The organism is Gordonia neofelifaecis NRRL B-59395, from assembly GCF_000192435.1.
GTDB lineage: Bacteria > Actinomycetota > Actinomycetes > Mycobacteriales > Mycobacteriaceae > Gordonia > Gordonia neofelifaecis.
Genome location: NZ_AEUD01000012.1, coordinates 44,194 through 71,079, shown reverse-complemented (window position 1 = coordinate 71,079; position 26,886 = coordinate 44,194). Strand labels below are relative to the sequence as shown.

The following is a 26,886-nucleotide window of genomic DNA, read 5'->3' as shown; positions in this document are numbered from 1 at the left end:
ATCCATGCCTTCCGATCCGGTCCGCGTGACGCCTCCACGCGACGAGGCTCCGCCGCAGCGATCCATCCCGGTGCCGATGCTGCTCAGCCTCGCACTGCTGTCGGCGATCGCGCCGCTCGCCACCGACATGTATCTGCCCGGGCTGCCACGGGTGGTCGACGACCTGCACACGTCGCCGTCGTCGGTGCAGTTGACGCTGACCACGTTCATGCTCGGGCTGGCCGCCGGACAGTTGCTGGTGGGTCCGCTGTCCGACGGGCTCGGCCGTCGACGACCGCTTCTGGTCGGCACCGTGCTGCTCACCCTCGCCGGCCTCGGCTGCGCGTTGGCGCCGTCGATCGCGGTCCTCGTCGTGGTTCGGTTCCTGCAGGGACTGACGGGCGGCATCGGGGTGGTGGTCGCCCGCGCGGTGATCGCCGACCGGACGTCGGGTGATCAGGCGGCGAGGTTGTTCAGCGTGATGATGATCATCACCAGCGCCGCGCCGGTGGTCGCGCCGTTGCTGGGTGGTGCGCTGGTCGGGCCGATCGGTTGGCGCGGCGTCTTCTACGTGCTGACCGGTCTTGCGCTGGTGATGCTGTTCGCGGTCGCTCGCTTCGTCCCGGAGACGCTGCCTGCGGACCGCAGGCATCCGGTCGAGGCGCGGGTGATCGCCGGGAACATCGCCGCCGTGCTGGGCGATCGCCGCTACCTCGGCTACACCCTCAGCTTCGGCATCGGCTTCGGCGCGATGTTCGCCTACATCTCGGCCTCACCGTTCGTGATCCAGGACATCATGGGGTTCTCGCCGGGCATGTACTCGGTGCTGTTCGCGATCAACGCGCTCGGCATCGGCATCGCGGGATGGGTCAACACCCGGCTGGTCGGCAGGCTGCATCCCCGCAGACTGCTGGCGATCGGCGTCGGCGCGCTCTTGACGGTCGGTGTCGCGATGCTGGTGGTCGCGCTCGTGGCGCCCGACGTGCACTGGCTGCTGCTGGTCCTGATGTTCTGCCTGACCTCGACGTTCGGTCTCACCGCGGGCAATGCCACGGCGCTGGCGCTCGGCGAGGTCCGCGAGCGGGCGGGCACCGGATCGGCGGTGCTGGGGACGCTGCAGTTCACGGTCGGCGCGATCGTCTCACCGCTCGTCGGCATCGGCGGCTCGACGAGCGTGGTGCCGATGGCTCTCACCGTCTTCGTGTGCACGGTGCTGTCGGCCGCGGCGTTCGCCACGACGGTGCGGTCGGCTCACTGACCCGCCAGGTGCCGCGCCAGCACCTCGGTCATGACGCGCGCCGCGGCGGAGGGGTCGGCGCGGCGCACCAGCGACAGCGCGAGCCGGCGTGACCGGGCGATGGGGATCGCACACAGTCCGGACCGACCGGCGGCCATGGATGGCGAGAGCAGTCCGACGCCGCTGCCGAGTTCGGTGAGCGACAGGACGGCTTCGGGGGAGTGCGCCGCGACCGCGGGCGTCACGAAGACCTGCTCGGCGGCGGCCGTGGCGTCGAGCGCGGTTCGCACGCCGGTTCCGGCGGGCAGGGACAGCACGGTTTCCTCGGTGAGTTCCGACAGCGATACGCGATTCCGATCGCACCAGCGATGCCCCGCGGGCACGACGACCGCGAGCGGCTCACGGATGAGCGTCCATGAGGTGAGCCGGTCGGGCAGCTGTTGTCCGTGTGCGACCACCGCGACGTCGAGGCGACCGCGGTCCACGTCGGCGATCAGCCGATCCGAGTTGTCCTCCTCGACCGATACCGAGACGTCGGGGTGGTCGCGGCGGAACTCGGCGAATCCCTGCAGATAGCCCGGAATGGTGCAGCCGATCACCGTTCCGACGCTGACGTGGCCGCGCACCAGCCCGGCGAGCTCGTCTGCTGTGGTCCGCACGGCCTGGACCGCCCGGCCCGCCGCGCGTGCGTGCACGAGCACCGCCTCGCCCGCCGCGGTCGGCGTGACTCGCCGGCCGGACCGGTCGAACAGGCGATGCCCCAGTTCCCGCTCCAGTTTGGCGATCTGGGCGCTCACCCCGGACTGACTGACCGAGAGCTCGTCGGCCGCAGCGGTGAACGAACCGTGGTCGGCCACGGCGACGAGATACCGCAGCTGATGAAGCTCCATAACTATTGATTCTACTTTGTATTAGAACCAGCTGTTGGACGTATATACGCAGGAAGTGGAGGGTGGAGGTATGAACAAACAGGCAGAGATTCAGACCCGTACTCCCCGACAGATCGCCGAGCTCTACTTCGACTGCTGGCAGCGCAAGGACTTCACCGATCTCCGTGCGCTGCTCGCCGACGACTGCCACTTCGCAGGCGTTCTCGGCGAGGCCTCCGGTCCCGACGACTTCCTTCGCGGCCTGCAGGGCATGGCGTCCGGCACCGACTCACTCGAGGTCCGCGCGCGAGTGGCCGATGATTCGGACGTCATCACCTGGTTCGACCTGGGGATGGCGGGCGCCCCCGCGACCGCCGTCGCCAATTGGACGCACGTCGAGGACGGCCTCATCACCCAGGTGCGGGTCACGTTCGATCCGCGCGAGATCCTGGCGGCGGGCTGACGAGATCGCCCGGTCAGTACGCTGACCGGCATGGCAGCAGTCACCGCTATCTGCGTCGTGCAGGAACTCCGCCCGGACCCGGGCAGCGTCGGCACCACGGCGATCGACAAACGTCCGGTCGTCGGACCGGTCAAGATCGGCGAGTACGGCGCGTACGCCGACGTACAGGCGGACCGAAAGCACCACGGCGGTCCGGACAAGGCGCTCTACGCCTATGCGCAGGAGGACGCCGACTTCTGGGCCGCCGAACTCGGCCGCGACATTCCGCCGGGACTCTTCGGCGAGAACCTGCGGACGGTGGGGATCGACGTGAACGGCGCTCGCGTCGGCGAGCAGTGGCGCATCGGCGAGCAGGTGGTCGTGGAGGTGACCTCGCCGCGCATCCCCTGCCAGACGTTCGCGCGCTGGATGGGCGAGGACGGCCGGGGCTGGGTCAAGCGATTCGCTCAGTCCGGTCGCGTCGGGCCATACCTGCGAGTGGTGCAGCGCGGAACCATCGAGGCGGGCGCCGAGATCGTCGTGCTCAGCGTGCCCGACGCCCCGGCGATCCGGGATCTGTAGAAGTTCTTCGAGAATCTTCCGCGCAGAGCGATCAGTTCGCCGACCGGCTCCGGTCTATATCTGTGACGGCATCGCACCGAGCGTCGCCGCACAGCCGATAGGAGCCTGTCATGCACAAGATGATCTTCGTCAATCTGCCCGTCGCCGACCTCGATGCCTCGCGTGAGTTCTTCGGCGAGCTCGGGTACTCCTTCGACGAACGGTTCACCGATGAGAACGCCGCGGCCCTGGTCCTCGGCGAGACGATCGTCGCGATGCTGCTCAAGCGCGACTTCTACCAGACCTTCGTGCCGGGGAAGACGATCATCGACGCCAAGAGCACGAGCGGTGCGATCCTCTGCCTCAGCGCCGAGAGCCGCGACGAGGTGACCGCCATCGTCGACAAGGCGGTGGCGGGGGGTGCCCCCCATCGTCGACAAGGCGGTGGCGGCGGGTGCGACGTTCGGCGACACCGAGGACCACGGATTCATGTTCGGCAGCTCGTTCTACGACCTCGACGGCCACGGCTGGGAGATCATGTGGATGGATCCCGCCGCCGTCGAAGCGGGACCGGAGGCCTACGCTGCCCAGCAGGCCGCTCAGTGACCGAGCGCTGCTGAATCCGAAAGGGACACAACCGAAATGACCGGCGACCGCGAATTCGAGGCGGCGACGAGCGCGCTGCGCGCCGAACTGCTGGTGCACTGCTACCACATGCTCGGCTCGGCCACCGACGCCGAGGACGTGCTGCAGGAGGTGTACCTGCGGGCGTGGCGTGCGTTCCACGGCTTCGAGGCGCGGTCGTCGGTCCGCACGTGGATGTACCGGATCGCGACCAACACCTGCCTCAACGCGCTGGAGGGCGCCGCCCGCCGGCCGATGCCCACCGGTCTCGGCACGGAGGCCTCCGATCCGCGGGAGCCGGTGATCGCGAATAACGAGATCCTGTGGTTGCAGCCGCTGCCCGACGGCGCACTCGGCGACCCGGCCGCGCGGGTGACCGCGAGCGAATCCGTCGGGTTGGCGATGGTCGCGGCGATGCAGGAACTACCCGCCCGCCAGCGCGCCGCGCTGATCATGCGTGACGTGCTGGCGTTCAGCGCTGCCGAGACCGCCGAGGCGCTGGACATGACGGTCGCGGCCGCCAACAGTGCGCTGTCGCGGGCACGCAAGACCGTCGGCGAGGGGACCCGGCGCGACGGAAGGCGGGCGGCGGAGCTGACCGAGCACGAGAAGCGGGTGTGGGACGAGTTCTGCGCGGCCTTCGAGCGGCACGACATCCCCGGCGTGGTCGAGGTGCTCGCCGCCGACGCGATCTGGGAGATGCCGCCGTTCCCCGGCTGGTACGTCGGTGCGGAGGAGATCGGCGTGCTCACCGATACACAGTGCCCGGCAGCTCGGCCCGGTGACATCAAGATGGTCAAGACCACCTGCAACGGCAGGCCCGCCGCGGGAATGTACATGCGGGACGGTGACGTGTGGCGCCGCTTCCAGTTGGACGTGCTCAGCATCGTCGACGGCCGGGTGGCTCATGTCGGCGCATTCTTCGAGCCCGCGCTCTTCACGCTCGCCGGGCTGCCGGAGACCCTGTGACCGTGCCGGGGAACGGCCGTCACACGTCGTCGCTGCCGACGGGCCCGCCCTCGCCCTCCCAGGTCTCGATCATCCGCACGTTGGTCCGAGTGAACCTGCGCCGGACCCCGACGCCGCCGATCGCGTCCTCGGCGACGAACATCGCCCCGTAGTAGGAGAGGGCGTCGGAGACCCGCTGGATCTGCTCGGTCGACAGGGCGGCCGCGCCCTTCTCGTATCGGCGCAGTTGTTTCGGCTCGACGCCGGCTCGCCGGGCGACCGTGCGTGCGGAGACCTTGCACAGATGTCGTGCCGCGCGCGCGAGCGCGCCGTCCATGGGGAGTTCGATTTCAGCCATGGTCCCATTGTCGCGGTCGAGCCCCGGTTCGTCGGTGACCTCCCGCCGGTCAGTCCTCGATCGGCGGAAACTTGGGCGGGTCGGCCGCGAACCGCTCCGGGTCGCCGCCCGCGCCGACGATGCCGACCAGGCCGCTCCACACCAGCATCGTCAGTTCCTCGGCCATGTCGTGTGAGGTTCGGTCGGGGACGGCGATCCACTCCTCGACCGCGAGGGTGATCGCACCGACCATCGCGCGCGCCCAGGTCCGGGCGCCACCGGTCTGCGCGCCGCGCGCGGCGAGCCGCGCCTCGAGGGTCGACTCGAGCGCCCCGGCGAAGATCTTCTCCGCCTCGGCGGCGACCGGCCGGCTGCCGGAGGGCCGCGCCATCGTGAACCGATAAACATTCGGGTCGGACGACACCGTCTCGACATAGACGCTGATGACCGCACGCACCAGGCGATAGTCGCCGATGTCGCCGGAGAGCGCCTCGATCAGCCGCGGCATGATCGTCGACTCCACGTACGTGAGCGTGACCGCAGCGGCCAGATCGTTCTTGTCGGTGAAATAGCGGTACAGCACCGTCTTCGACACCCCGATGTGCCGGGCGATGTCGTCCATCCCGGCGTCGGGGCCCAGGACGCGCACCGCCTCCACGGTTCCGGCGGTCAGCTCGGCGCGGCGGTCCAGTTTGTGCTTCTCCCACCGCTGCTTGCGTCCGTCGGACGCCACCGCCTCGACTGCGGGGGTGAGGACGCGCTGTTCGAGCTCACGGGTCAGCGTCGCGGCCGCATTCACTGCGGCGCGGGCGGCGCTCGTCGGTATCGGAGGGTTCGGCATCACCTGGAAACCCTAGTAGCTCGTGCGGAACACTGGACGAGTGTCGTCAACCTTGGACCATCGGCAGACTCCCGACAAGTCCCCGGCGGTGCCCGCGGGACTGGCCGAGACCGATGCGAAACGTGCCCGTGACCTGCGGAGAATGAAGATCGTCGCGACCGGGATGCTGGTCGCGGCGGCGGCGATCTACTTCTGCATGCGCTGGCTCGAACACCGCGACGGAGCCGACGTGGCTGCGTGGGTCGGGTTCGTCCGGGCGGCGTCGGAGGCAGGCATGGTCGGCGCGCTGGCGGACTGGTTCGCCGTGACCGCCCTCTTCCGGCAGCCGCTCGGCCTCCCGATTCCGCACACCGCGCTGATCCCCCGGAAGAAGGACCAGATCGGCGACCAGCTCGGCGGGTTCATCCAGGAGAACTTCATGACCCGCGAGGTGGTCGAGGACCGCGTCGAATCGCTCGATCTGCCGAGGCGGATCTCGACCTGGTTCGCCGATCCGGCCAACAAACCGCGCGTCAACGACGAGGTGTCCAGGGTCTTCAAGCTGTGGTCGGAGATGCTCCGCGACGAGGACGTCGAGCGGTTCATTCAGGCCGTGCTGAAGTGGGCCGCGGAGCCGCTGTGGGCGCCGCCCGCGGGGCGCATCCTCGAACAGTTGGTGGCCGAGGACCGCCTCGAGCCGGTCATCCAGCTGGCCTGCGACCGCGCGCACGAGTGGGCGCTGGGAAGCGGGCCGCTGATCGACCGGGTGGTGGACCGTGACGGCCCGGCGTGGGCGCCGAAGTTCGTCAACCACCTGCTCGGAGACAAGATCTACCGCGAGCTGACCGAGTTCACCTACAAGGTCCGCGCCGACCCCCGGCACGAGCTGCGGATCGCGATGCACGACTTCGTCGCCGACTTCGCGCAGGAACTGCAGAACGATCAAGAGACCATCGCCCGGTTCGAGAACCTGAAGACCGAACTGCTCGGGCGCGATGAGGTCACCGGCGCGGCGTCGACCGCCTGGCAGGCGGGCAAAGCGGTGATCGAGCAGATGCTCGACGACCCCGAGTCGACGCTCCGGACCTCCCTGTCGGACGCGGTGGTCCAACTCGCGGAGCGCATCCGCGACGACGAGCCGCTGCAGGCGAAGCTCAACGGCTGGACGGTCCGCGCCGCCCGCCACGTGGCCGACAACTACTCCACCGAGATCATCTCGGTGATCACCGAGACCGTTCGCGGGTGGGACGCCGAGGAGACGAGCCGGAAGATCGAGCTCCAGGTGGGCCGCGATCTGCAGTTCATCCGCATCAACGGAACCGTGGTCGGATCGCTCGCGGGGCTGGTCATCTACACGGTGTCGGTGCTCGTGTTCCCGTGAGGGCGCTTGCATCTGTTAGCGCCGGTTGCGGATAATGGACTGCGGGAGGCACGAGTTTCGCATGACATCCGATCAGAATCACCAGGACGGTCAACCCGATCCGGGGACCGTCGAGGCCATGGCCAACGCCGCACAGGACATCGGCGAGTTCATCCGCAGTCAGCGGCTGTCCGCCAAGGTGTCGCTCCGGCAACTGGCCGAACGCGCCGGTGTCAGCAACCCGTACCTGTCGCAGATCGAGCGGGGGCTGCGCAAGCCCTCGGCCGATGTGCTGTCGCAGATCGCCAAGGGGCTGCGGGTGTCCGCCGAGGTGCTGTACGTGCGTGCCGGAATCCTGGAGGCCCGCCCGGCCAGCCCGGTGCGCGACGCACTGCTCGCGGACAGCTCGATCAGTGAGCGTCAGAAGCAGATGCTGCTCGAGATCTACGATTCGTTCCGCCGTGAGAACGCGCAGGACGACGCCGACGGTTCCCCCGCCGCGAGCGTCGCCGAGGTGCTCGCGGCCGATTCGGCCGAGACCGTCCGCGATTAAGGTGGAGTCGTGAGTGCCGCTACCTTCGTCATCTATGCGCAGCAGTACATCCTGCTCGCGATCACCGTCGTCGCCGGAGTGACCGCCGCGGTCGCACTGGTGCACGCAGCCGTCACCCGGCCCGACGCGTTCACCGCCGTCGACGCCCAGACGAAGACGTTCTGGGTGGCCGTCCTCGCCGTGTCGACCCTGCTGATCTGGGTGGTCCAGGCCTCGCTCGGCTTCGGCCTGATGTTCTTCCTGGTGGCGATCACCGCCGTCCTCGTCTACGTCGTCGACGTCAGGGTGCGGACCGACGAGATTCTGGGCCGGACCTGGTTCCGGAAGAACGCGTGAGGGCGCGGGGACCACGTCGGTGAGCGAATTCCGAATCAACGACCTCGCCAAGGTGTCCGGAGTCAGCGTCCGCAACATCCGCGTCTACCAGGACCGCGGGCTGCTGCCGCCGCCGACCATCCGCGGCCGAACCGGGTGGTACTCCGACGAGCACCTGGTGCGCCTGAATCTGATCTCGCGCATGCTGGAACGCGGCTACACGTTCGCGACGATCAGCGAACTGCTGCACGCCGCGCATTACGGGATGAAGGTGGAGCACGTCCTGCGTGCGGCCCCGAAAGGCGGCCGGTTCCGCAATATCAAGCGGGCGGCGACGATCACCTTCACCGAATTGAAGAAGACCCTGGGCGCCGACGAACGGTCGATCAACCTCAGCCAGAAGCTGGGGCTGCTCACCAAAGACGGTGCTCATTATGCAATCCGCAACCCGGAGTTGCTCGAAGGCGCCGAAGCGCTGGTCAAGGGCGGCGTCGACATCGACGCACTGCTCGATCGATGGGTGCGAGTCGAGTCGGATCTGACCGATGTCGCTCGCAGCTTCGTATCCATCATCACCGACAAGTACTTCGACGAGAATCTGCCGAACCTCGGCGAGGCCGAACTGGCCCGGATGGCCGAGCTGATCCAGACCGTTCGGCCGATGGCCCACGAGATCGTCGAGTCGACGTTCAGTCGAGCACTCGACAACGAGATCTCGCGCGCCATCGGCGAGGCCACCACTTATTTCGATGCGACGAAGCAGCAGGCCGCGGGTAGCGGCCGCGCTTCGGCCGGCACGACGGAAGAGAGCGACGAATGACGACTGGGAACAAGTGGGCCAAGGTCCGCCGCTGGGGGCTGATCGGTGCGGCCGGCATCGCGGGCGCGACCGCCGCCCAGCTCGCGATCCCCACCGGAGCGATGCTCCGCGAGGTCTTCAAGTACCCGGAACCGGTCCAGGACGGCCCCGACCCCCTGGTGGCGGCGCCGACGCATCCGATGCGGTCGTCCGTGGTCGGGACCCGGGACGGCACCCTCCTGCACGTGGTGGCTTCCGGTGACGTCGACGACTCCGACGAGATCCTCGTCCTGATCCACGGCTGGACCTGCAACACCGGATTCTGGAATCCGCAGTTCAACCACTTCGGCGGCACCCGGCCGATGGTGGCCTACGACCAGCGCGGCCACGGACTGTCGGAGCTCGGTTCGACGAAGCCGAGCGTCGAGATGCTGGGACAGGACCTGCAGGCCGTCCTCGAGGCGATGATTCCCGAGGGCAAGCGCGCAGTGCTCGTGGGCCACAGCATGGGCGGGATGACGATCATGTCCTGGGCCAAGCAGTTCGGCGCGGGCATGGAGGACCGGGTCTCGGCCATCGTGCTGTGCTCGACCGCAGCCCGCGGAGTGGTGCAGCGTCAGCACCTGATCCCGGACGATGTGCCTGCGCTCGCGCGCCCCGGCAAGCGGATGCTGGAACGGCTGTTCACCTCGTCGCGGCTCCCGCTGCCCAGCAATGCCCTGACCGCCAAGTTCTCGCACTACATCACGGTCGGGCCGGTGGCCCGGCAGGCGCATGTCGACTTCACGGACGAGATGGTCTCCGCCTGCTCGCCGAAGGCCCGCGGTGCCTGGGGGTCGGCCATGTACACGCTCGACGTGCTGGCCGGTCTGGACAAGGTGACCGTGCCGACGGCGGTCGTGGTCGGCGACGCCGACCTGCTCACCCCGGTCGAGCACGCCCAGGAGATGGCGAAGGCGCTCAGCAGCCGCGGCTTCCTGCACTCGTACACCGTTTACGAGGGGGCCGGGCACATGGTCCCGTTCGAGCGGGCGGTCCCGCTGAACGCGCTGCTCGACGACCTGCTCTCCGACGTCAGCGCGGCAACCGGCAGTTGACGAAGACCGGCTCGGGGTGCAGGTCGACGCCGAAGGCGTCCCGCACCCCGTCCCGGACCCGGGCGGCGAGTGCGAGCAGATCGGCGGTCGTCGCCGAGCCGCGGTTCGTCAGTGCGAGCGTGTGCTTGGTCGACAGCCGCACCGGGGCGTCGTCACCGGGGAAGCCCTTGGTGAAGCCCGCCCGCTCGATCAGCCAGCCCGCCGACAGTTTCACGCCCGCGTCGGCCGGATAACGGGGGATCGAGACGTCGTCGCCCAAGCGGTCGGCGATGCGCGCGAGGACGGCGTCGGCCTCGGCCTCGGCGACGATCGGATTGGTGAAGAACGAGCCGGCGCTCCACGTGTCATGGTCGCCGTCGTCGAGCACCATCCCCTTGCCCGCGCGCAGCGCCAGGACCTGCGCGCGAACCTGCGCGGCCTCGGTGGTGCCGCCCTCGTCGACTCCGAGCACCCGGGCCAGCTCCCGATACGCGATCGGGGCGGAGACGCCGTCCGGGTTGAGCCAGAACGACACGGCCAGCACCACATGATCGTCGCGGCCCTTCAGCACGCTGGTCCGGTACGCCATGCCCAGCGACTCCGGCGAGACCCACTCGACGCTGCCGGTCGCGCGGTCGAACAGTCGCACGCTGCGCAGCACGTCGGCCACCTCGACGCCGTACGCGCCGACATTCTGCACCGGCGTGGTGCCCGCGGCCCCGGGGATGCCGGACAGGCACTCCAGGCCGCCGAACCCGGCGGCCACCGTGTCGGCCACCAGCGCGTCCCAGTCGTTGCCCGCCTCCGCGGTCACATACGGCCGGCCCGCCTCGTCGCCGTACTCGATGCCCGAGGTGGCGATGAGGACCGCGGTGCCGTCGAAACCGTCGTCGCCGATCACGAGATTCGATCCGCCGCCGATCAGCAGCACCGGTTCGCCCGCGGAGTCGAGCTCGCCGACGGTCGTCACAAGCGAGTCCGTGTCGTCGCAGCGGACGACCGAACGCGCCGGACCGCCGAGACGGAGGGTGGTGAGCTCGGCGAGACGTCGACCGGTGATGTGCTGTGAATTCGTCACGTCAGTAACGGTAACCTGGCTGCCATGGCGAGCACCTTCGAGCATTCGGTCAGCTACCCCTTCTCCGTCTCCACCCTGTGGTCGCTGATCAGCAGTGAGCAGTACTGGCGAGACCTGCTGCAGGCGACCAACGCCGGGCACGGCTCGCTCGAGTCGTTCGCGGTCGACGGCGATCAGGTGACGGTCGTGTCGAAGCAGGGAGTCGGCGCCGAGAACCTTCCGTCTGTGGTGACCGCGGTCCGTCCGGGCGACCTGGAGATCCCGCGCACCAGCGTGTTCCGCCTCGACGGCGAGCAGATCACCGGGTCGATGGACGCGTCCGTCTCGGGGGCGCCCGCCAAGATCTCCGGAGCCATCGTGATCAGCGGAGATCAGGCCGTGGCGCGCTACTCGGGCGAGGCGAACGTCTCGATCCCGTTCGTCGGCGGAAAGATCGAGAAGGCCGTGATCGAACAGGTCGGTCACCTGCTCGATGCCGAACGCGACGCGACCGTCGATTTTCAGCAGGGTTAAATCTGACGTTACGCTGTCCCACATGGCACGACGGCTCAGCTATTCAGCCCGGTACACGCACTCGGCCGAGACCCTCTACCAGGCGCTCTCGCAGAAGAAGTACTGGGAAGACCTCATGGAGGGCTTCCGTGAGCTGACGCCCATCTCGAACGTCGAGGAGTTCGAGACCGGCGACGACGGAATCCGCGTGGTCCTGCACCAGACCATCACGCGGGACATGCTGCCGCCGATCGCGCAGACCGTGATGATGAAGGACATGATGATCACCCGTACCGAGACGTACGGCGTGTTCGATCCGGAGAAGACCGCGGGCAGCTACACCGCGTCGATTCCGGCCGGTCCCGGCTCGCTCACCGGTGAGCAGGAGCTGTTCCCGACCGAGACCGGATGCACCATCCGCAAGACCACCGAGGTCAAGGTGTACATCCCCTTCGTCAACGCGAAGCTCGAGCAGCTGATGCTGGTCAACCTCGTCGACCTGTTCCGCGGCGAGGCCGAGTTCACCTCGACCTGGGTCGAGGACAACCTCGCGTGAGCCGATCCGGCCTCCCGGCCGGACGACCGCAGGGACGTATCACCCGCGGAACCACGAACATCAATCGGCTGCGTCGTGTCGATCGCGCGATGGCCGCCGATCCCCGGATCCGGGCGGCGTGCGACGTTCCGGAGCCCCTCGCCGTCGACCTCGGATACGGCGGTCGTCCGGACACCGCCGTCGAGATGGCGGTGCGGCTGCGCCGGGCGATCCCTCGCCTGCGACTGGTGGGGCTGGAGATAGATCCCGAGCGGATCGTCGAACCGCGGGACGGTGTGCGGTTCGCGCTCGGCGGTTTCGAGCTCGCCGGTCTACGACCCAATCTGGTGCGCGCGTTCAACGTCCTCCGGCAGTACGACGAGGCGGAGGTGCCGACCGCGTGGGCGCAGATGCAGGCCTCGCTGGCGCCCGGCGGGCTGATCGTCGAGGGGACCTGCGACGAGATCGGGCGCCGCTGCTGCTGGATTCTGCTCGACGGCGACGGTCCGATCGAATTGACGCTGTCGTGGGCGCCCGCCTACACCCGGCATCCGTCGGAGCTCGCCGAGCGCCTGCCGAAGGCGCTCATCCATCACAACGTCGACGGTGACGCCGTGCATCGGCTTCTCGAGACGGCCGACCGGTGCTGGGACCGCGCGGCGGGTCGCGAGGTCTTCGGGCCCCGGGACCGGTGGCGGTATGCGCGTGAGATGCTGCGCGACTCCGGCGTCGAGGTCGTCGTGCCCCGCGGCAGACGAGTCGACAACCTGCTGACCGTGCCCTGGTCGGCGGTCGCGCCCGACTGAGCCCGGCCGCCGTGTCGTCCGTTCGGTCGGACTCGCGAAGATGTCGCAGGGCCGGTTTACGATGAGCGCATGTCCAGTCCAGGTCAGCCGGGTGAGGCCGGTCCCGATCCCGCCGAGCCGGGTCACGACGAGTCTGACCACGCAGAATCGGATCAGGTCGAGTCTGCCGAGTCGGTCGGTAGCGAACCGATCGGCGGCGCGGAGGATGCGGTTCAGACCGGCACGATGTCGTCCGGTGTCGACCATTACGCCGAGACGATGTCGCGCCCGATTCCGGCGCAGACGCCGCCCGTGATCGGTTCCGGGACACGGTCCTATCCGGCGGGCTCCGACCCGTCTGCACCGTATCCGACCAGCCCGTACGAGGCAGGCCAGTACTCGGCGAATCAGTATCCGAGCGGGCCGTCGTCGGTCCCGACCGGATATCCGTCGGGGCCGCCGCCCACCGGGTATCCCGCGTACGGGTATCAGCAGCAGCCGTCGAGCGGAGGCGCCGGCCGCGCTGTGCTGCTCGGTGTCGCGATCGCCCTGGTGATCGGACTCGCGGTCGCCGCGGTGGTCGTGTGGATGAAGGTCATCGACTCCGGAGGCGACACCGCCGCACCGGCGCCGCAGACCGTCGCGCAGGAGCCGCCGACGCACACCGTGACCTCCGTGGTGACCGATCCCGAGTCCGATGCGGCGGGCAGGCTGCGCGACCAGTCGATCGCCGATGCGGCCTTCCTTCGCGCCGGGCTCGACGGTCGCTGGGCGGCGCAGATCAGTGCGAAGCGACCGGGTCTGTACGCCGAGGGCCGCACCTGGGACAACCAGGCGATCCTGGCTGAGTTCCAATCGTCCCGATCCCGCTACCCGCAGGTTCGCCTGATCGATTCGGGGCAGTGGCCGGTCTTCTCCGAGAGCGGCTGGTGGGTGACGGTGTCGGCCCAGAACTTCGCCGACCCCGCAGCGGCGCTGGCCTGGTGCAGCAGCAACGGTCTGGACCGCGATCACTGCTTCGCCAAACTCATCAGCAGCAGCCAGGGGCCGGAGGGATCTACCCTCTATCAGAAGTGACCGGCGCGCCGGCCGGCCACTTCCGAGACCAGGGGAGGACCGCATGAGACTGGCGATGGCCCAGATCAGTTCGAGCGACGATCCCGCTGCCAACCTGCAGACGGTGCTCGACACGACGCGTGCCGCCGCCGCAGACGGCGCGGACCTCGTCGTCTTTCCGGAGGCCGCGATGTGCCGGTTCGGGGTTCCGCTCGGCGAAGTCGCCGAGCGGCTGGACGGCCCCTGGGCCGCCGCGGTGGCCGCCGCGGCTGATCGCGAGTCGATCACCGTCGTCGCGGGGATGTTCACGCCCGCGGCCGATGGCCGGATCCACAACACGATCCTGGTGGCACGCCCGGGAACTGCGCCGATCGGCTACGACAAGATCCACCTGTACGACGCGTTCGGTTTCACGGAGTCGAAGACCATCGCTCCGGGTACGGAGCCACTCACGTTCGATGTCGGAGACTGCACCGTCGGCGTCGCCACCTGCTACGACATCCGGTTCCCCGCACTGTTCACCGAACTGGCCCGGCGCGGCGCCCAGGTGATCGTGGTGCCGACGTCTTGGGGCGACGGGCCGGGCAAGCTGGAACAGTGGGAGGTGCTGACCAGGGCACGCGCTCTCGACTCCACCGCCTACGTCGCAGCCGTCGGGCAGGCCCTGCCCACCGATCCCGCTGCCAGAGAATCCTTGGCTCCCACCGGGATAGGTCATAGCCGACTCTCAGATCCATTCGGTAGCGTCATGGTCGACTATGACTCCGCGGTGCAGATGGCTGTCCACGACATCGATCTCGCCCTGACAGACAAGGCGCGCAATGCGCTGGCCGTGCTGGCCAACGCTCGCGAGATTCCCCGCCTGGATCGGACGAACCCGCATGACTGACTCCCAGCGCCCGTCGCAGCCCTCCGACGGCTCCGCCGACGACGCCGCTCGGCAGGTCCCGGATCACGCCGCGCCCGACGCGGCGGCCCCTGCTCCGTCGGACGCCGACACCGCGGCCGTCACCCCCTCCGAACCCGGGCCTGCGGAACAGGCGACCGAGTCGCCCGCCCCGGAGGACACGTCGGCCACCGAGGAACTCTCGGCCGGGCGGCACAGCGCCCCCGACGACACCCCGACCGGCGAGGTCGTGACCGGACCGATCCGCTACCAGCCGGATCCGCAGACGCAGGCCTACTCGCAGTCGGGAAAGCCGCCGACCAGGCAGATGGACGCGCTCGACTCGGAAGCGTTCGCGCCGATTCCGTCGGGACCCCCGATGCCGCCGCCCACCTCGCCCGATGCGCCGATCAAGTCGTCGCCGGCCCGCAAGCGCGGTCGTGGGCGGACGATCGGTCTGATCGCCGCGGCGGTCGTGCTGTTGATCGTCATCGCGGGTGTGGGCTCGGAACTGTACATCCGCCACAAGGTCACCAACTGTCTGCAGACATCGTTCGAGAACCTCACCGGTACCGGCACCGACGTCTCGGTGTCCCGGAAGCCGATGCTGCTGACGATGATGGACGGCGACGTGCCATGGGTGCAGGTCGATACCACCGGCGGTGGCAACGACACCATGCAGCTCCACGCTCGCGCGGAGGGCATCAGCACCGACGGCGGCACCGTGAAGTCGCTCGACGGCAACGGTTTCCTGCCGTACGAGCGCATCAAGACGATGAGCAGCGGCGAGAACGGCAGCCCGGCGATCGAGTCGATCCCCGCCGATCCCAAGGCGGGCACGCTGAAGATCGAGACCACGGTGACCGTCGCGATCCTTCCGGTGCCCGCAACTGTCACCCTCAAGCCGGTACTGAAGGACGGCGCCGTCTCGTTCGAGGTCGAGGACGCCACCGCGCTGGTCTTCGGCCTGCCCAAGGACTTCGCTCAGCCGATCGTCGACCAGGTCACCAACGCCATGTTCGGCCCGCTGTTCAAGCAGATCAAGGTCACCAAGCTCGACGTCGGTCAGACCGGGATCGACTTCGCCTTCTCCGGCCAGGACGTGAACCTGAAGTCGGCGGCGGAGTCGACGAACACCTCGTCGACCTCGTCGTCGAGCGGCTGCTCGGTCTAGCCCAGGGCCGCAGCCTTCCCCAGGCCGGTCGGGTAGCCCCGGCGCGCTACTCCGGGAAGCCGGCGAGCACCGTCCGGGTGCCCGACAACCCGAGCCGATCGGCTCCGGCGGCGATGAGTTCGGCGGCGAACTCGGCGGTCCGGATGCCCCCGCTCGCCTTGATGCGGACGTTCGGGCCGACCGCCGCGCGCATCACCTCGATCGCGCGGACGCTCGCACCGCCCGCGGGGTGGAAGCCGGTCGACGTCTTGACGAAGTCGGCGCCGGCCTCGGCCGCGCGCCGGCACACCTGCGTGAGACAGTCCTCGCCGGCCGCGTCGAGCAGGACCGCGGATTCCACGATGACCTTCAGAACGACGTCCCGTCCGACGGCCTCCCGCACCGTCAGCACGTCGGCGAATACCTCGTCGTAGCGTCCGTCGACGGCCGCACCGACGTCGATCACCATGTCGACCTCGTCGGCGCCGGTGTCGACCGCCAGACGAGCCTCGGCCGCCTTCACCAGTGAATGGTGCTTGCCGGACGGGAAGCCGGCGACCACGCACGTCTTCGCCGCCCCGGTGTCGATCGGCAGCATCGACGGGGACAGACAGATCGAGTAGGCGCCGAGCCGGAGCCCTTCGGCGACAGTCGCTTCCGCGTCTGCACGGGTCGCCTCGGGCTTGAGCAGCGTGTGGTCGACCATCGCGGCGACCGCGGCGCGGGTCAGGTTGGTGTTCGTCACGAATTCGAGCTTGGCACACTTGGAGGGGTGAGCAACTCGCAGATCTCCTCCGGCGACGACGATCGCCGCTTCGTCCTGACGCTCGGCTGCCCGGATCGCACCGGTATCGTGGCGGCACTCTCCGGCTTCCTGGCCGGTGTCGGAGGCTGGATCACCGAGGCCGCCTATCACTCGGATCAGACCACCGGCTGGTTCTTCACCCGGCAGGCCGTGCGGGCGGATTCGATAGGCATGTCGGTCGAGGAGTTCCGCAGTCGGTTCGCCGAGGTCGCCGCCATGTTCGGTCCGGAGGCCGAATGGCAGGTCAGCGACACCGGCGCGGAGAAGTCGGTGGTGCTGCTCGTGAGTAAGGACAGTCACTGCCTCACCGACCTGCTGGCCCGGGCCGAGCGCGGTGAGTTCCCGGCGCGGATCAGCGCCGTGGTCGGCAATCACCGGGATCTGGAATCGATGACGACGCGGTTCGGCGTGCCGTTCCACTACGTGCCGTTCACGCCGGGCGGCAAGGACGAGGCCTTCGGCGAGGTCCGCCGCATCGTGGACGGTTACGATCCGGACGCCGTCGTGCTCGCGCGCTTCATGCAGATCCTGCCGCCCGAGTTGTGCGAGGCGTGGGCGGGCAAGGCCATCAACATCCACCACAGCTTCCTGCCGAGCTTCGTCGGGGCGCGGCCGTACCACCAGGCCTTCGACCGCGGCGTCAAACTGATCGGCGCCACCTGCCACTACGTGACGGCCGATCTCGACGCGGGCCCGATCATCGAGCAGGACGTCAGCCGGATCAATCACGAGTACTCGGCGGCCGACATGGTTCGGCAGGGGCGCGACATCGAGACTCTGGTTCTGGCCCGCGGGGTGCGCTGGCATCTGGAACACCGGGTGCTCGTGCACGACCGCAAGACGGTGGTCTTCCAGTAGGAGAGCCGACGGCGCGAAAGTTTGTCCCGTCAGCGGCCGCCGAGGGCGCATTGCCCTCGGAAGCCGGTGAATCGACATGATTTCTTTACATGTCGGCGAGTAGCGGAACCCCGAGCCGACGGTGTGCGTCCAACTGGGTATGCGGGATTCGGGGATATACACGCGCCGGGAGCTTGTCGGGCTGGGAGTCGACGATCGCAGGCTCGCTCGATTACTGCGCTCTGGTGATCTCGCGCGGCTGCGAACCGGCTGGTTCGCGATGCGCGCGCACGATGAGAAGGTGGCGCGGGCCGTGCGGGAAGGCGTTGGCGTGCAGGCCGCGACGCGGAGGCGTCGGGACCGCACGCCATGCCGTGGACTCCGTGGAGGTCGCGCTGGCGTGCGCGGCTCGATGCCTCACCGCGGAGGAATGGATAGCGGTGTCCGATTGCCATCTCCACCACACGCGAGGCTCGGTCGAGGACTTGCGCGCGAGCCTGGTCGACGCCGGACCGGCGGTGATGCGGCTCCTCGATTCGACTGACCCGCGCTGCATGTCGGGCACGGAGAGCATTGCCCGGGTACGACTGCAGGCGCTGGGTTTCGACGTGGTGGTCCAGCCGGCGATTCCGGGTGTCGGCTGGGCCGACCTCCGGATCGGCACCCTGATCCTGGAGTGCGACAGCTTCCAGTACCACGCGAACAAGGCCGACTATGAGCGTGACCATCATCGTGATCGCCGCGCGACGGTCGACGGTGATGGCTGGTCCTGCGGCTCACCTACGACGACGTGCTCTTCGGCTGGGAGGAGACGCTCGCGGACATCCGGAAGATCACCGACCGCGACCGGCATCGGCCTCGATCACGCGAGGCCGACAGACTTTTGAACTCCCAGGGGCCGTCGGGACCGCTCGGCGCCTACCCGGTCTTGATGTTCCGGCGCGAGGTCGCCTGATCGCGGGGGCGGACGACGATCTGGTCGAGGTTCACGTGCGACGGCCGGGAGGCGGTGAAGGAGATGATCTCGGCGATGTCCTCGGCGACCATCGGGGTCACGCCGTCGTAGACGGCGTCGGCCTTGGCGGCGTCGCCGCCGAATCGCACCAGAGAGAACTCGGTCTCGACCATGCCCGGGCAGATCTCGGTGAGCCGGATCGGCTTGCCGATCAGTTCCAGGCGGAGCGTGCGATGCAGAACACCCTGCGCGTGCTTGGCGGAGGTGTAGCCCGCGCCGTTGTCGTAGGCCTCGAGCGCGGCGGTCGAGGTGATGGTGATGATCAGGCCGTCGCCGGAGGCTTCGAGCTCGGGCAGCAGTGCCTTGGTGACGCGGAGGGTGCCGACGACGTTGGTCTCCCACATCCAGCGCCAGTCGTCGAGGTCGGCCTCCGAGACCGGCGCGAGCCCCTTGGCGCCGCCCGCGTTGTTCACCAGCACATCGACGCGGTCGAGGGTCCCGACGAAGCGCTCCACCGATGCGGCGTCGGTGACGTCGAGGTACATCGCCCGACCGCCGATCTCCTCGGCGAGAGCGTCGACCCGATCGACGCGGCGCGCACCGAGGACCACCGAGTAGCCGTCTCGGGCCAGGCTGCGCGCGGTCGCCGCGCCGATGCCCGAACTCGCGCCGGTGACGACCGCGACTCTGCCGTTGCTGTTGCCTGATCTCTCGGAGCTGCTCATGGCACAGAGTGTAGGTCGTGTTGCGGTCGGGCTCCGCCGATGGCTGCTAGGTTCGAGGCATGACCATCAGCGGCGTCGTCGCCGCGCCACTTCGTTTCGGAACGGGCCCCGCCGCTGCTGTCCTCAACGCCGTTCGCGTCGGGGCACCGGCGACCCGCGACCGGCTCGTCGCCGACACCGGCCTCTCCGCGGCGACGGTGAACCGCCAGGTGAACGCGCTGCTCGAGGCGGGCCTGGTGATCGAGCGGCCGGACCTCCTCGGGCACACGGGGGTGGGCCGCCCGAAGCTGCCGCTCACCCTCGACCGTGACCGGTTCTGCGTCGCGGGCATGCACATCGGGGCCCGGCGCACCGCATTGGTGATCGCCGACGTCGGCGGCCGGACGCTCTACAGTCACGCCATCCGCACACAGGAGCTGGCGGGCGTCGACGCGGGCGCCGCCGTCGAGCGACTGTGCGATCTCCTCGCCGAGCTCGCCGGGCGGTTCTCGGGGCGGCGCGTGCTGTGGGCCGGTGCGGCGTTGGGTGGAGTCGTCGACGATGCGACCGGCGTCGTCGACCACACGATCCTCAAGTGGCGTCGCCAGCCGCTGGGCGATCGGCTGCACGCGGCACTCGGCGTGCCGGTGTCGGTGTCCGAACACGTGCAGGCGATGGCCGCCGCGGAGCTGTTGCTGTCGTCGACCGTCGAGCGCAGCGGCTCGAGTCTGTTCTTCTACGCCCGTGAGACCGTCGGCATGGCGCTGATCATCGACGGCGAGGTGCATCAGCCCGCGCGCGGTGCGGGCACCATCGCCGGCCTGCGGGTGCAGCCGGGAGTCCTGGCGACCGAGCCCGTCGCCCCGCTGCAGTCCGTGATCGGCACCGCGGCCGTCAAGGCGGCGGCGGCTCGCCTCGGGGTCGAGGCCTCATCGAGCGCCGTCGCCGACGACCGTGCGCGGGTGCTCGGCGAGGCGGTGGCGACGATGCGCGACGTGCTGAACCCGGATGCGATCACCGTCGCGGGCGACGCGTTCTCCGCGCACCCGCACGGACTGGCGCCGGTCCAGGCGGCGTTCGACGCCGCAACCCTGCTGCCGCGTCCGCTGGAGATCGTGCCGACGTGTTTCGGTGTGCAGGTTCCCGACTCCGCGGCGGTCGCGGTCGCGCTGTCGGCGGTGTACGCCGATCCACTGGGAGTGGTCTCGGCCGGGTGAGCTCAGCTCGCGGCGACGCGCAGGGACGCGATCGTCTCCAGCACCGCGGCGACACCGTCCGGATCGGCGACGCGGTACCGAGCGGCCGTGGGACCGCCGCCGACCTTCACACCGACGTCACCGGGACGCAGGTGGGCGAACGCCTTCTCATCGGTGACGTCGTCGCCGAGATAGAGCACCGCGTCGACGCCCATCGCCGCCCGAAGCCGGTCGAGGGCGTGGCCCTTGCTGGTCTCGATGACGGCGAGTTCGATGACCGCCTTGCCATGGGTCACGTGCACGCCGTCCCACGAGGCGGGGCCGGTCTCGGCGAGATCCAGGGCCGCAGCGCCGTCGTCCGGCGTCGCATTCCGCACGTGCAGCGTGGTGCTGATCGGCTTCACCTCGACGGAGGTGCCGGGGAACCGCGCGCTGATGGAGCGGAAGTCGTCGATGATCTCGTTCAGCAGGTCCCGCTGCCCATCGGTGATCGGCGAGTCGAAGCCCTCGGCGAACTCGGCGCCGTGACTGCCGACCAGGGTGAGCGCGTCGCTCGCACCCGACAGTGCTCGCAGATCTGCTCGGGCACGCCCCGACACGAGCGCGGCGAACGCGCCGGGCGCCGTCGCGCAGCGCTCGAGGGCGGCCATCGAGCGCGGATTCGGCACCGCGTCCTCGGGGCGCGCGACGATCGGGGAGACGCACCCGTCGTAGTCGGAGGCGACGAGGACGCGCGGCCTGGCGGCGAACGCGTCGAGCGCGGCCCGCAGGTCGTCGTCGAGCACGGGCGCGGTCACGCGTCGCCGGCGAGCGTCCGCAGGAAGCTGCCCGCCCACAGTTCGACGTCGTTGGTCATCACCTGGTCGTGGAGCACGCGCATCCGTGCGCGGCGATCGTCGGCGGGGTCGGTCGCCGCGGCCTCGATCACGTCGTCGACGTTGCTGTCGTCGTAGGGATTGAGGAGGTACGCCTCGGACAGTTCGGCTGCGGCGCCGGTGAACTCGCTGAGGACGAGGGCGCCGCCGAGGTCGTCGCGAGAGGCCAGATACTCCTTGGCGACGAGGTTCATGCCGTCCCGGAGGGGCGTCACGAGCATCACGTCGGCCGCGCGGAAATAGGCGAGCAGCTCGTCCCGCGGCACCGGCTGCAGGAGGTAGCGGACGGGTGGACGGGCGACGGTGCCGTACTTCCCGTTGATGTGTCCGACCATCTGCTCGATCCGGTTGCGGATCTCGATGTAGCTGTCGACGCGCTCGCGGCTCGGGCTCGCGAGTTGCACCATCACGGTCTTCGCCGGATCGAGGCGTCCGTCCGCGAACAGGCGCTCGAGGCCGGCCAGCCGGATGTCGATGCCCTTGGTGTAGTCGAGGCGGTCGACGCCGAGCAGCAGCACCTCGGGGTCGCCGAGCTCGGCGCGGATCTGGCTCGCCCGCTCCTGGGCGGAGGCGGCCTCGGCTGCGACGTTCGCGGAGTCGATGGAGATGGGGAACGACCCGACGGTGACCGTGCGCCCGTCGTACTCGACCGTGCCGAAGCATTCCCGCGCACCGATCGGTCCGCGAGAGGTCTCGGCGTCGAGCACCCGGCGCGCCAGGGTCAAGAAGTTCTCGGCGCCGCCCGGCAGATGAAAGCCGAGGAGGTCGGCGCCGAGGAGGCCCTCGGCGAGCTCGGTGCGCCAGGGGAGCTGGCTGAACAGCTCGGGGGGCGGGAACGGGATGTGCAGGAAGAAGCCGATCCGGAGATCGGGGCGCAGTTCCCGGAGCATCGCGGGCACCAGTTGAAGCTGGTAGTCGTGCACCCAGACGGTGGCGCCTTCGGCCGCAGCCTCGGACGTCTTCTCGGCGAACCGGCGATTCACGCGGACGTACGCGTCCCACCAGTCGTGCCGGAAGACCGGCTTCACGAGGAGGTCGTGGTAGAGCGGCCAGAGGGTCGCATTCGAGAAGCCCTCGTAGTAGTCGGCCACCTCGTCGGCGCTCAGCGACACCGGGTGGAGGTCGATGCCCTCGATGTCGGGGGCGTCCTCCGGCTCGCCCGGGGTCGACGGGCGCCCCGACCACCCGACCCACGCACCGGAGTGTGTCGCGAGGGTCGGGGTCAGTGCGGTCACGAGACCGCCGGGAGCCCGCTTCCAGATGTTGGTCCCGTCGGGAAGGATGCGCTTATCGACGGGAAGCCGATTTGCGACGACGACGAAATCCGCACCCGCCGCAGGGTGCCCACCGGGCGCACTCATCGCTCAGGCGGACTCGCCCGGGGCGATGCCCAGCATCGAGAGCAGCATGCGGCACTCGTCCGCGTCGGTGGCGTACGCCGCCACCACGCGACGGGCCTGATGTGCGGTCTCGTCGGTCACCGGCTCCAGGTCGTCATCGGCGATGTCGTCGGTTGTCTTTGCTGCTGCCATGGCCGGAATTCTACCCGAGTCGTTCAGCCGTGCCTCTGGGCGTTCGCGACGATCGCGTCGCGCACGTAGCGGGCGAGTCCGGGCTCCATCTCGTCGTAGCTCGCAGTGAACCGCGGGTCGCTGACATACATCTCACCGAGGCATGTGTGGAACTCGTGGCTGCAGTCGTAGAAGCGGTCGTCGATCTGCCGTCGTGCCTGCTCGGCGGCATTCATCGCGGCCTCGCCGGTGGCGGGCTCGCCCGACCGCTTGGCCGCGATGAACGCCGCGTTGATCGCGTCGGTCTCGGCCTTGACCTGTTCCCAGTCGGCCTTGGTGTACCGGGCGGTGCGCTCGGCCGACTGCTTCCACGCGTCGGTGTCACGCCAGCGTTCCTCCGCCTCCACCTGGTACTCGTCCTTGAACCCGTGGCCGAAGATCTCCCGCATCTCTGCCTCGGTGACCGGTCGTTGCGTCATCTCTCTCTCCATCGCTCGATCGATGGCTGCGACGAGGTCGGTGAGCTCGTCGAGCCGGGACATGACGGCGTCGCGCTGCCTGCGGAGGTGGTCGACGGGGTCGTCGTCTCCATCGAGCAGCGCCGCGATCTCATCGAGCGGCATCTCCAGCCGCCGATAGACGACGATGCGCGCGAGCCGCTCGCGGTCGGCCTCGGTGTAGAGGCGATAGCCCGCGGCGGTGCGCATCGTCGGCGACAGCAGTCCGATCTGGTCGTAGTGGTGCAGGGTCCGCACCGTCACGCCGGTCCGGTCGGCCAGGCGGCCCACCGTCCAGGTGGTCGCGCCCGATCCGGTTGTGCCGGGGTCGTCTGCCGTGCTGCTCACCGTCATGTCCTCCAGCGTGGAGGCTTACGTCGCGTGAGGGTCAAGCCCTGGTTCCGGTTCTCCTTCATCGCGATGCGCGGGCGGATCAGTGCGACCGGGAGCTGCGGGCGTTTGATCGTGCGCGCGATGAACTCGCCGAGGGTCACGCCGGCCGCCAGCGAGCAGCCGATGGTGATGGCCGTGGCCAACTGCTGGAAGCCGGCCAGGGTCTGTTCGCTCATCACGCCGAACAGTCCGCGGTACATCGACAGACCGGGCAGCAGCGGTGTGATACCCGCGACGGCCACGACCAGCGGCGGCACCAGCGCGCGGCGTGCGGCGAGACCGCCGACGAGGCCGACGGTGACGGCGGCGACCGCACTGCCGATGATCGGTCCGGCGTCCGTGAACGACAACCCGCTCACGACACCCGACGCCACCATGCCCGCGCCTATCGCGACCGGGATCGCGCGCCGCTCCGCGTAACTGGCCAGTGCGAACGCACCCGCCGCGATTCCGCCGCCCAGCACGCTCGGCACGACGTCGGACGGGCCGAACGGCGAGGTGGTCGACAGCGGCGGCAGTTCCACGCCGAACGTCTCGACGAGCCGGATCGCCGCGGCGACACCCGCGAGGATCCCGCCGGTCATCAACACGACCTCGGAGAATCGCGCGGTGCCGGTGATCGGCGCACCGGTGATCGCGTCCTGCACCGAACCGACCAACGACAGTCCGGACAGCAGGACGACGATTCCGGCGGCGATGATCTGCGACGGCGCGAAGCTGACGCCGAGTGCCTCGCGCCAGTGATACAGGGCCGCGGCGGGCAGCACCGCGATGAATCCGCCGAGCACCTGCTGGAAGAAGATCGGCGTGCCGATGCGGGCCAGCTTGCGGTTCAGTCCGACGATGACGACGGTCATCAGGAAGGCCGTCGCGCCGACCAGTGTGGTGCCGCCGAGCAGGATCGAGATGCCGAGGGCCATCACGCCCCACGAGAGGTTCGCGACCCAGTACGGGTACGGGTGCGACGCACTGGTGATGCCGTCGACGATCCGGTGCGCGGTGCCGGGCGTGATCGCGAGCTGGCGGATCCGTCGAACCAGACGGTCGACGTGCGCGAGCCGGGTGAAGTCGAGCGATCGGTAGTGCACGGTGCGCACAGCGGTGACCGGCGGCAGCGTCGGGCCGCGGCGGGCGCTGACGAGGATGGTGTTGTAGGTGACGTCCACCTCGACGTCGTCGAGACCGTAGATGCCTGCGACGAACTCGATCTGGCTGCGGGTGTCGATGGCGCCGGTGCCTGAATCGAGGAGCACCGCGCCGATGCGGGCGGCGAGGTCGAGCACCTCGGTGATCGCGGCCTCGTCGTCGAGCGGTATCGGTTTGCGGGGTGCGACGACGATGCTGCCCGGCTCGATCGTGTCGATCGTGGCCGTGGCCGTGGCATCGCCTAGTAGCTTGTCGAGCCCCTGTCGGAGCATCGTCTTCACTCGCACCCTGCCTCCTCACAGGTCAGTCGCGGGCCGGGCCGGGCAGGCCGCCGCTTTCGATCCTGGCATCACCGGCACCGGTCCGCCGGGGTTCTCCCGGAGCGGTGCCCGAGGGAAGTCGTCTCACCGGCACCGGGCGTTACTGGCCGGCGGTGTGACGCTATATACTTCCGCGGCAGGCCTCCTTAGCTCAGTGGTAGAGCACTCGCCTTGTAAGCGAGCGGTCGTCGGTTCAATCCCGACAGGGGGCTCCATCCGGAATCGGGTGCACAGTCGCCGATTCCGATTCTCGCGCCGAGTCCCGGCACGGCTCGCACGGGGCCGGGACCGGCGCGACGAGGTCCGCCGAGCATGGTCGTCGGTCTGTTGAATTAACGTGGCGGCCAGCACTTCTGCCGCCGGGTCTGGGTGTGGTCCAGTATCCGGGTGAACGATTCGACGCCCTCGCCGCAGATGCCGTACCCCTCGCCGCAGCAGCCGCAGTTCGGGTATCCGCCGCAGCCGGTCGTCTATCAGGCACGGTTCCGCAAGCACACCGGCATGCTGATCCTCGCGCAGTGGACCGATGCGAGCGTCGTGGGTTCGATCCACGAGGTCCGGGCGGCCTATCGCGGTGCCCAGTCGCACTGTCTGCTCGCCGGCTGGTGGGGTGTCTTCTCGATGCTCTTCTACAACCCGATGGCGCTGGTCGGCAACTGGAGCGAGATGCGCCGCATCACGCACCTGGCCAAAGCCAACGGGGAGGTCAGCTGATCCGGATCACCGGGATCGTCCGACCGACCTCCGCCGCTCGTCGCCGATAGTCGGCGAACAACGGGAACACGCTGTCGGCGAGCGCCCACAGCCGCGCCAGCTCCGCCTCGTCGTCGACGACCTCGGCGGTCCGCCACCGACCGCCGCCGGACTTGCTGAGCCGAACTCGCGGGTGGGCGCGCAGGTTGTGGAACCACGCCGGGTTCGTGTCGCGACCGTAGCTCGAGGCGATGACGACGACGTCATCGCCGTCGTGGAAGTAGAGCACCGGGTTCACCCGCTCGGCTCCGCTCTTGGCGCCGATCGTCGTCAGCAGAGCGGTCGGCAGCACCATCCCCGAGCTCACCTTTCCGCGACTGATCCGCAGGAGCGTCGGGTCGATCCGCGGCGCGAGTTCGATCGACGTCCACCGGCCGACGGGCGTCCGCAGGACGGCGGCGAAGAGTTTGACGCTCGTCCGGAGTCCGCGGGCGGGATCGACGATCGGCAGATCGTCTTCGGTCGGGGAACTCACAGCAGCACCAGCAGGTCGGTGCGGAGGTCGTCGTGCGCGATGACGCTCGGGTCGGTCACATAGATCTCGACGACGGCGCGAGGCGCGGCGCCACCCCGTGCGAAGTGCATCTCCATCAGCAACTCCCACGCCGAACCGAGTCCGTCGAAGCCTCCGAGGTGCGACATCACCAACGCGCGGCCGGTCGGGAACAGGCAGTTGTCGACGCCGTCGACGTCCGCGGGGCCGGCGACCGGGAACCCGATGGTCAGGTCGAACTCGTCGGAGACGTCGCCGTCGTACACCGCGAATCCGGGGCCGATCGGCCCGGCCTGGGCGATCTCGTGGAAGTGCCCGTCGAAGATCTCGGGCAGATCGTCGAGGCGGACCTCGGGGAACTCCATGGTCGCGACCTGTACGGCTTCCGGCAGGAATACCTCGGTGGCCTCGAAGAACGGCTCTTCACGCAGGATCAATGGCAGCGAACTGGTCATGCGTCCATGCTACGGGCGGGCGAGGCGGCCATCCGGGCAAG

General features: G+C 69.1%; 32 protein-coding genes, 1 tRNA gene and 2 pseudogenes. 22 read left to right on the top strand and 13 right to left on the bottom strand.

Annotation, left to right across the window (positions count from 1 at the left end):
• The first annotated feature begins 4 nt into the window (after window positions 1-4).
• Complete coding sequence (locus SCNU_RS13815; protein WP_009680002.1) at window positions 5-1,237, top strand: multidrug effflux MFS transporter; 1,233 nt, start codon at window positions 5-7, stop codon at window positions 1,235-1,237.
• Here SCNU_RS13815 and SCNU_RS13810 read toward each other — a convergent pair.
• Window positions 1,231-2,106, bottom strand: a complete 876-nt coding sequence (locus SCNU_RS13810; protein ID WP_009680001.1) for a LysR family transcriptional regulator — start codon at window positions 2,104-2,106, stop codon at window positions 1,231-1,233. The two genes, SCNU_RS13815 and SCNU_RS13810, sit on opposite strands and share 7 nt — an antisense overlap.
• 70 nt (window positions 2,107-2,176) lie before the next feature.
• Here SCNU_RS13810 and SCNU_RS13805 point away from each other — a divergent pair, with 70 nt between their 5' ends.
• The 5 genes and pseudogenes from SCNU_RS13805 to SCNU_RS13790 form a co-directional block, all read left to right on the top strand.
• Complete coding sequence (locus SCNU_RS13805) at window positions 2,177-2,548, top strand: nuclear transport factor 2 family protein (protein ID WP_009680000.1); 372 nt, start codon at window positions 2,177-2,179, stop codon at window positions 2,546-2,548.
• Window positions 2,549-2,578: 30 nt separating this feature from the next.
• Window positions 2,579-3,109: an MOSC domain-containing protein gene (locus SCNU_RS13800; protein WP_009679999.1), complete on the top strand. Its 531-nt coding sequence runs from the start codon at window positions 2,579-2,581 to the stop codon at window positions 3,107-3,109.
• Between the two features lie 110 nt (window positions 3,110-3,219).
• A pseudogene (locus SCNU_RS21150) lies at window positions 3,220-3,288 on the top strand (glyoxalase); the annotation flags it as partial.
• Window positions 3,289-3,508: 220 nt separating this feature from the next.
• Window positions 3,509-3,694 (top strand): VOC family protein, encoded by a 186-nt coding sequence (locus SCNU_RS21145; protein ID WP_420795024.1) that lies wholly within the window; start codon window positions 3,509-3,511, stop codon window positions 3,692-3,694.
• 24 nt (window positions 3,695-3,718) lie between these two features.
• A pseudogene (locus SCNU_RS13790) lies at window positions 3,719-4,681 on the top strand (sigma-70 family RNA polymerase sigma factor); the annotation flags it as partial.
• 19 nt (window positions 4,682-4,700) lie between these two features.
• Here the strand turns inward: SCNU_RS13790 and SCNU_RS13785 are convergent.
• Both SCNU_RS13785 and SCNU_RS13780 read right to left on the bottom strand, forming a co-directional pair.
• A complete protein-coding gene (locus SCNU_RS13785; protein WP_040518466.1) occupies window positions 4,701-5,018 on the bottom strand; it encodes a helix-turn-helix domain-containing protein in 318 nt (105 codons plus the stop codon).
• A 49-nt stretch (window positions 5,019-5,067) separates the two neighbouring features.
• Window positions 5,068-5,838 (bottom strand): TetR/AcrR family transcriptional regulator, encoded by a 771-nt coding sequence (locus SCNU_RS13780; RefSeq protein ID WP_050792831.1) that lies wholly within the window; start codon window positions 5,836-5,838, stop codon window positions 5,068-5,070.
• 142 nt (window positions 5,839-5,980) lie between these two features.
• Between SCNU_RS13780 and SCNU_RS13775 the strand changes: the two genes are divergently transcribed.
• From SCNU_RS13775 to SCNU_RS13755, 5 genes are all read left to right on the top strand, one after another.
• Entirely contained in the window at window positions 5,981-7,198 is a 1,218-nt protein-coding gene (locus SCNU_RS13775) for a DUF445 domain-containing protein (protein WP_238526450.1), read from the top strand.
• Window positions 7,199-7,259: 61 nt separating this feature from the next.
• Complete coding sequence (locus SCNU_RS13770) at window positions 7,260-7,730, top strand: helix-turn-helix domain-containing protein (protein ID WP_009679993.1); 471 nt, start codon at window positions 7,260-7,262, stop codon at window positions 7,728-7,730.
• Window positions 7,731-7,739: 9 nt separating this feature from the next.
• On the top strand, window positions 7,740-8,066 hold the full coding sequence (locus tag SCNU_RS13765) for a DUF2516 family protein (protein ID WP_009679992.1): 327 nt from the start codon (window positions 7,740-7,742) through the stop codon (window positions 8,064-8,066).
• Between the two features lie 19 nt (window positions 8,067-8,085).
• The gene (locus tag SCNU_RS13760; RefSeq protein WP_009679991.1) at window positions 8,086-8,865 is read left to right on the top strand and encodes a MerR family transcriptional regulator; all 780 of its coding nucleotides are present in this window, start codon (window positions 8,086-8,088) and stop codon (window positions 8,863-8,865) included.
• A complete protein-coding gene (locus SCNU_RS13755; RefSeq protein WP_009679990.1) occupies window positions 8,862-9,941 on the top strand; it encodes an alpha/beta fold hydrolase in 1,080 nt (359 codons plus the stop codon). The genes SCNU_RS13760 and SCNU_RS13755 overlap by 4 nt, the downstream gene beginning before the upstream one ends.
• On the opposite strand, the gene SCNU_RS13750 is transcribed toward SCNU_RS13755, so the two are convergent.
• Complete coding sequence (locus tag SCNU_RS13750; RefSeq protein ID WP_009679989.1) at window positions 9,919-10,998, bottom strand: UDP-N-acetylmuramate dehydrogenase; 1,080 nt, start codon at window positions 10,996-10,998, stop codon at window positions 9,919-9,921. The genes SCNU_RS13755 and SCNU_RS13750 overlap by 23 nt on opposite strands.
• A 24-nt stretch (window positions 10,999-11,022) precedes the next feature.
• Here SCNU_RS13750 and SCNU_RS13745 point away from each other — a divergent pair, with 24 nt between their 5' ends.
• From SCNU_RS13745 to SCNU_RS13720, 6 genes are all read left to right on the top strand, one after another.
• Window positions 11,023-11,511: a DUF2505 domain-containing protein gene (locus SCNU_RS13745; RefSeq protein ID WP_009679988.1), complete on the top strand. Its 489-nt coding sequence runs from the start codon at window positions 11,023-11,025 to the stop codon at window positions 11,509-11,511.
• 22 nt (window positions 11,512-11,533) lie between these two features.
• The gene (locus SCNU_RS13740; RefSeq protein WP_009679987.1) at window positions 11,534-12,046 is read left to right on the top strand and encodes a DUF2505 domain-containing protein; all 513 of its coding nucleotides are present in this window, start codon (window positions 11,534-11,536) and stop codon (window positions 12,044-12,046) included.
• Window positions 12,043-12,831, top strand: a complete 789-nt coding sequence (locus SCNU_RS13735; protein ID WP_009679986.1) for a methylase — start codon at window positions 12,043-12,045, stop codon at window positions 12,829-12,831. The genes SCNU_RS13740 and SCNU_RS13735 overlap by 4 nt, the downstream gene beginning before the upstream one ends.
• Window positions 12,832-12,900: 69 nt before the next feature.
• Entirely contained in the window at window positions 12,901-13,887 is a 987-nt protein-coding gene (locus SCNU_RS13730; protein ID WP_009679985.1) for a hypothetical protein, read from the top strand.
• Between the two features lie 43 nt (window positions 13,888-13,930).
• Window positions 13,931-14,755, top strand: a complete 825-nt coding sequence (locus SCNU_RS13725; protein ID WP_009679984.1) for a carbon-nitrogen hydrolase family protein — start codon at window positions 13,931-13,933, stop codon at window positions 14,753-14,755.
• The gene (locus SCNU_RS13720; protein ID WP_009679983.1) at window positions 14,748-15,926 is read left to right on the top strand and encodes an LmeA family phospholipid-binding protein; all 1,179 of its coding nucleotides are present in this window, start codon (window positions 14,748-14,750) and stop codon (window positions 15,924-15,926) included. The genes SCNU_RS13725 and SCNU_RS13720 overlap by 8 nt, the downstream gene beginning before the upstream one ends.
• A 46-nt stretch (window positions 15,927-15,972) precedes the next feature.
• Here SCNU_RS13720 and deoC read toward each other — a convergent pair whose 3' ends face one another.
• Entirely contained in the window at window positions 15,973-16,650 is a 678-nt protein-coding gene (gene deoC, locus SCNU_RS13715; protein WP_009679982.1) for a deoxyribose-phosphate aldolase, read from the bottom strand.
• A gap of 27 nt (window positions 16,651-16,677) precedes the next feature.
• On the opposite strand from deoC, the gene purU reads away from it, so the two are divergent.
• Window positions 16,678-17,568 (top strand): formyltetrahydrofolate deformylase, encoded by an 891-nt coding sequence (gene purU / locus SCNU_RS13710; RefSeq protein WP_009679981.1) that lies wholly within the window; start codon window positions 16,678-16,680, stop codon window positions 17,566-17,568.
• Window positions 17,569-17,930: 362 nt separating this feature from the next.
• Complete coding sequence (locus SCNU_RS13705; RefSeq protein ID WP_009679980.1) at window positions 17,931-18,434, top strand: hypothetical protein; 504 nt, start codon at window positions 17,931-17,933, stop codon at window positions 18,432-18,434.
• A gap of 31 nt (window positions 18,435-18,465) precedes the next feature.
• Here the strand turns inward: SCNU_RS13705 and SCNU_RS13700 are convergent, their stop codons facing one another.
• Window positions 18,466-19,227, bottom strand: coding sequence for an SDR family oxidoreductase (locus tag SCNU_RS13700; protein ID WP_009679979.1), 762 nt, complete (start codon window positions 19,225-19,227; stop codon window positions 18,466-18,468).
• Window positions 19,228-19,286: 59 nt separating this feature from the next.
• Between SCNU_RS13700 and SCNU_RS13695 the strand changes: the two genes are divergently transcribed.
• Complete coding sequence (locus SCNU_RS13695; protein ID WP_009679978.1) at window positions 19,287-20,423, top strand: ROK family transcriptional regulator; 1,137 nt, start codon at window positions 19,287-19,289, stop codon at window positions 20,421-20,423.
• Between the two features lie 2 nt (window positions 20,424-20,425).
• On the opposite strand, the gene otsB is transcribed toward SCNU_RS13695, so the two are convergent.
• From otsB to SCNU_RS13675, 5 genes are read right to left on the bottom strand one after another with little or no spacing between them, the layout of a single operon-like run.
• On the bottom strand, window positions 20,426-21,199 hold the full coding sequence (gene otsB, locus SCNU_RS13690) for a trehalose-phosphatase (RefSeq protein ID WP_040518483.1): 774 nt from the start codon (window positions 21,197-21,199) through the stop codon (window positions 20,426-20,428).
• Window positions 21,196-22,638 carry an alpha,alpha-trehalose-phosphate synthase (UDP-forming) gene (locus SCNU_RS13685; RefSeq protein ID WP_009679976.1) on the bottom strand — a complete coding sequence of 481 codons (1,443 nt, stop codon included), beginning with the start codon at window positions 22,636-22,638 and terminating at the stop codon, window positions 21,196-21,198. The genes otsB and SCNU_RS13685 overlap by 4 nt, the downstream gene beginning before the upstream one ends.
• Before the next feature lie 3 nt (window positions 22,639-22,641).
• Window positions 22,642-22,809 carry a hypothetical protein gene (locus SCNU_RS20650; RefSeq protein ID WP_009679975.1) on the bottom strand — a complete coding sequence of 56 codons (168 nt, stop codon included), beginning with the start codon at window positions 22,807-22,809 and terminating at the stop codon, window positions 22,642-22,644.
• A gap of 23 nt (window positions 22,810-22,832) precedes the next feature.
• Complete coding sequence (locus tag SCNU_RS13680) at window positions 22,833-23,639, bottom strand: MerR family transcriptional regulator (RefSeq protein ID WP_009679974.1); 807 nt, start codon at window positions 23,637-23,639, stop codon at window positions 22,833-22,835.
• A complete protein-coding gene (locus SCNU_RS13675; protein ID WP_009679973.1) occupies window positions 23,636-25,105 on the bottom strand; it encodes a threonine/serine exporter family protein in 1,470 nt (489 codons plus the stop codon). Before SCNU_RS13675 ends, SCNU_RS13680 begins: the two co-directional genes overlap by 4 nt.
• 179 nt (window positions 25,106-25,284) lie before the next feature.
• Between SCNU_RS13675 and SCNU_RS13670 the strand changes: the two genes are divergently transcribed.
• Window positions 25,285-25,359, top strand: a tRNA-Thr gene (locus SCNU_RS13670).
• Between the two features lie 172 nt (window positions 25,360-25,531).
• Window positions 25,532-25,858: a hypothetical protein gene (locus SCNU_RS13665; RefSeq protein ID WP_139026016.1), complete on the top strand. Its 327-nt coding sequence runs from the start codon at window positions 25,532-25,534 to the stop codon at window positions 25,856-25,858.
• On the opposite strand, the gene SCNU_RS13660 is transcribed toward SCNU_RS13665, so the two are convergent.
• Window positions 25,851-26,372: a nitroreductase/quinone reductase family protein gene (locus SCNU_RS13660; protein WP_009679971.1), complete on the bottom strand. Its 522-nt coding sequence runs from the start codon at window positions 26,370-26,372 to the stop codon at window positions 25,851-25,853. The two genes, SCNU_RS13665 and SCNU_RS13660, sit on opposite strands and share 8 nt — an antisense overlap.
• On the bottom strand, window positions 26,369-26,845 hold the full coding sequence (locus SCNU_RS13655; protein ID WP_009679970.1) for a GyrI-like domain-containing protein: 477 nt from the start codon (window positions 26,843-26,845) through the stop codon (window positions 26,369-26,371). Before SCNU_RS13655 ends, SCNU_RS13660 begins: the two co-directional genes overlap by 4 nt.
• Window positions 26,846-26,886 lie beyond the last annotated feature (41 nt).